1 protein-coding gene and 1 pseudogene are annotated in these 877 nt (G+C 67.8%); one reads left to right on the top strand and one right to left on the bottom strand.

The genetic code is table 11. The features are described from left to right. Window positions 1-80: 80 nt before the first annotated feature. Complete coding sequence (locus C1I97_RS38070) at window positions 81-275, bottom strand: hypothetical protein (RefSeq protein WP_111007386.1); 195 nt, start codon at window positions 273-275, stop codon at window positions 81-83. Window positions 276-473: 198 nt separating this feature from the next. Between C1I97_RS38070 and C1I97_RS38065 the strand changes: the two are divergent. Continuing rightward, window positions 474-877 (top strand): annotated as a pseudogene (locus C1I97_RS38065) (S9 family peptidase); the annotation flags it as partial.

Here is an 877-nt window from a genome sequence, read left to right as displayed (position 1 = left end):
CACCAACCCACCCCCACAGCCCACCAACGCGCTGCTCTGCCGGTCAGGCTGGTGCGGTCAGGGCGGTTCCGAATCCGTGCTCAGAACTTGATGCTGCCGAGCATCCCGGCGATGTTCGTCGTCACATCGCGGATCGTCGGTGCGACCGTGGAGGAGGCGAGGTAGAAGCCCAGGAGCACGCACACGATCGCGTGGCCGGCCTTCAGGCCCGACTTCTTGATCAGCAGGAAGACGATGATCGCCAGCAGCACCACCGCCGAAATCGAGAGTGCCACGGCGGCTCACCTCCAAAGATCCCCAGGACTCGGGGTGTCGGGGGTATCGGGGGTATCGGGTCGGACTATGGAACAGTTGAATCCACACAGGGGCAGCAGGTTCATACCCACCGTGTGCTAGCGATCATAACTATCCGCACGCGCGCATCGAGTGGCGCACGGCCGCACAAGGGGGCGCATGGCCAATATGGTCTTGGTATGACGACAGAGCCTGTCTCCTTCCCCCGACGGCACGCCCGCACCCAGCGGTTCACGCTCGGCGCGTCGCGCGCGTTCACCGTGGCGCCCGACGCCTCCCGCGTCGTGTTCCTGCGCTCCGGCTCCGGAACCGACCGGGCCAACTCCCTCTGGGTGCTCGACCTCGCGGACGGTCAGGAGCGTGTGGCCGCCGATCCTCGCACCCTCCTCGGCGGCGCCTCGGAGAGTCTGTCTCCCGAGGAACGGGCGCGCCGGGAACGGACGCGTGAGGGCGGCGCCGGCATCGTCGGGTACGCCACCGACACGGCCGTGGAGCTGGCGTCCTTCGCCTTGTCGGGGCGGCTTTTCACGGCCGAACTTCGGGCGGGTACGGCACGTGAACTGCCCGTCCCCGGGCCGGTGAT

It is taken from the genome of Streptomyces sp. NTH33 (assembly GCF_003236365.1).
Taxonomy (GTDB): domain Bacteria; phylum Actinomycetota; class Actinomycetes; order Streptomycetales; family Streptomycetaceae; genus Streptomyces.
Note: the sequence above shows the minus strand (reverse complement) of the source record. Positions and strands in the feature narration are given on the sequence as shown.